The sequence below is a fragment of the Candidatus Methylomirabilota bacterium genome (assembly GCA_027293415.1).
Lineage (GTDB): Bacteria > Methylomirabilota > Methylomirabilia > Methylomirabilales > CSP1-5 > CSP1-5.
In genome coordinates this window covers 1-2,786 of the sequence record JAPUFX010000001.1, presented here as the reverse complement: position 1 = coordinate 2,786, position 2,786 = coordinate 1, and the positions used below count along the sequence as shown (strand labels likewise).

The window sequence follows — 2,786 nt, the reverse complement described above, 5'->3', positions numbered from 1 at the left end:
CTCGACGCCTGTGTCCGGGCCGTAGCGCGGGTGTACGGCGTGAAGGAAAGCGGGCTGACGAGGTCGCGGCGGGGCGTACCCAACCTTGCCCGACAGGTGGCCATGTATGTGTGTCGGGAGGTCGGCGGCTATAGCCATCGCGAGATTGCGCAGCGCTTACAGGCGGGTAGCTACTCGACCGTCAGTTCAGCGTGTGCGATGCTGCAGAAACAGCTACACGACGACAGGACCCTTCGAAAGCAGATAGAGAAAATCCGCCATGAGTTACTGGCAAATTATGGACAACAAGCGACTTGACCCCTACTTTTGACCCCTACTTCCCTACTCCCTCCTGATCGTGTGATAGGAGGCAGCTCATGAACGAGCATAACAGTCATCCCAAACTCTCGGTCGTGATCCCGGTGTACAACGAGCGGCCGACCATCGAGGAGCTCCTTATCCGCGTCCAAGCCGTAGATATCGATAAAGAAATCGTCGTTGTGGACGACGGCTCCACGGATGGAACACGGGAGTTCCTTCAAGACCTGGTCCAGTCCACCACGCAGGACCCGGCGCTCATGACGCTGCCGCGCACCAGGGACCAGCTTCCTACACATAACATCCGGGTCTTCTTCCAGGATAGGAATCGCGGCAAAGGAGCAGCCCTCCGCCGAGGATTTCAGGAGGCACACGGGGAGCTCGTACTGGTCCAAGATGCGGACCTCGAGTATGACCCCCAAGACTATTACACTCTGTTACACCCCATTGAGCGGGGAGCAGCGGATGTGGTGTATGGATCGCGGTTCCTGGGAGGCCCCCATCGCGTCCTGTTCTTCTGGCATTATGTCGGCAACAGGTTTTTATCCACGCTCTCGAACATTTTCACGAACGTGAATCTCTCCGACGTCTGGACGTGCTACAAGGTATTCAAGAGGGAAGTGGTGCAGCAGATCAACCTCAGGGAGGATCGGTTCGGGTTCGAGCCAGAGGTGACGCCAAGGTGGCCAAGGGGGGCTGGCGCGTGTATGAGGTCCCCATCTCGTATTACGGCCGCACCTACGCCGAGGGCAAGAAGATCACCTGGAAGGACGGTGTCAAGGCTATCTATTGCATCTTGCGTTATAACCTGTTCGGCCGAGGGTAGTCAGCTTGTGGAAGGAGATCAAGGCGGTGCGGCGGGAGATGGAAGGGAAACGGAGGAGTTAGACTGGAAGGGCGTGAGGACTACGAACGTGCTTGCCGTTTTCTGGCCGACTCCCTCATGCTGACCGCGACGGTCACTTTTTGGCGGAAGCCGGTAGCTGCCGGGAGGACGCCCCATGAAGAGATAGGTCACTGTAGAAGACTGCAGGGCTATGCGATTCTTCCTGTCAGGCCCGCCTTCCCGACCGCGACAAAGTCGGGCACTTGCGAGACCGTGCCACATGCCAAAGAGGAACTTGGCAGAAGCCCTCCGCTTCCAATCTCAGGTCACGCCTCGCTAGAAACCCCTTCCGGGCATACCCAGCCGCGATATGCGCTTTTCCGCCTGAGGCGGTAGCTGATCGGAAGGCCGACCGAGGAGGAGACAGGGTTTCGATTGACAGAGGCGTGGGGTGATTATAAAGTCCAATTCCCCACTAAACGAGACTGTTGGGATGACTCAATGTTCATGCGTCTGATCAGTCTTACCCTTGTGGCGTTCTTCAGTATCACCGGTGGCCCCGGCCTCGTCAACGCGCGACCGGCGGTCCGTCGGGTTGTGGTCGTGAGCATCGATGGCGCACGCCCGGATGCGTTAAGTGCGGCCAGAACTCCGACCATCAGCCGCCTGTGGAAGCGGGGGGCGTACTCCTTCCGCGCCCAGACCATCTTCCCCCCCAAAACGATCCCTTCTCATACATCCATGCTGACAGGCCTCACTCCCAAGAGGCACGGGATGCTAAAAAATAGGTGGAGGCCCGGGCAAGCTACAATCGCGGTCGAGACGGTCTTTACCCTGGCTCACGCCCACGGACTAAAAACAGCAATGGTGGTAGCCAAGCCCAAGCTCGCTTTCCTGAAGAAGGAGGGAAGTCCGCGCCATGTAAAAATCATCTCTGCCCCAGCGCCCGAGGTAGCCTCTTGGGCAGCCTGGGTTCTCGAGTCAAAGCGGCCTCACCTTCTCTTCATCCACTTCAACGACCCTAACCAGCAAGGGCACCATTATGGATGGATGACACCGCCGTATTTTGACGCCCTGTCGCGGGTAGATCAGGGGATTGGGATTCTCCTCCAAGCCCTAGAGAAGAGTGAACTTCTCTCTGAGACCGTGCTGATTTTGACTGCCGATCATGGGGGGCATGATAGGACCCACAGCAGAGACATTCCGGAAGATATGACCATCCCGTGGATTGCCTTCGGGCCGGGGATTCGAGAGGGATACGAGATCCTGGACGACATTGTGACCATCGATACCGCCGCCACCATTCTCTACATTCTGAATCTACCTATCCCCGACGGATGGGAAGGCCGCCCTCTCCGATCCATCTTTCAGTGATTGAGGGAAGTTGTGGGAGGAGAGAGCAGACGAGTGGACGCTCTGAGCCAACCACGCTCAGGCTAGGGCCACGATCGCGGGTTCGAGGCACTCTGGAGTTCGCTGGCGAGTCATCGCCACGCGCCATGAGCATCGTCACTAGGGCCGCGTGATCGTGAGTCCGCCGACCAGCGTGTCAGAGGATGAATCGGGGTTCGTCACGGTGACGTCCCACACCCTGTCCCGGCGAGGCCCACCACCGCCTACTGTGACCAGTGCTTTGATCGTGCTGTCATTGTCAACGATGACG

At 58.3% G+C, this 2,786-nt stretch carries 2 protein-coding genes and 1 pseudogene; all 3 read left to right on the top strand.

Features of this window, described 5'->3' with window-relative positions; translation table 11 throughout:
* Positions 1–297: hypothetical protein (locus O6929_00015; protein MCZ6478780.1), on the top strand; the 297-nt coding region annotated here is incomplete at its 5' end.
* A gap of 59 nt (positions 298–356) precedes the next feature.
* Positions 357–1,123 (top strand): annotated as a pseudogene (locus O6929_00010) (glycosyltransferase family 2 protein).
* Between the two features lie 501 nt (positions 1,124–1,624).
* The gene (locus O6929_00005) at positions 1,625–2,497 is read left to right on the top strand and encodes an ectonucleotide pyrophosphatase/phosphodiesterase (GenBank protein ID MCZ6478779.1); all 873 of its coding nucleotides are present in this window, start codon (positions 1,625–1,627) and stop codon (positions 2,495–2,497) included.
* Positions 2,498–2,786: the final 289 nt, after the last annotated feature.

Bases quoted from the DNA above. Each gene is read 5' to 3' on its own strand.
- O6929_00005 (MCZ6478779.1), top strand. From the start codon at position 1,625: ATGTTCATGCGTCTGATCAGTCTTACCCTTGTGGCGTTCTTCAGTATC.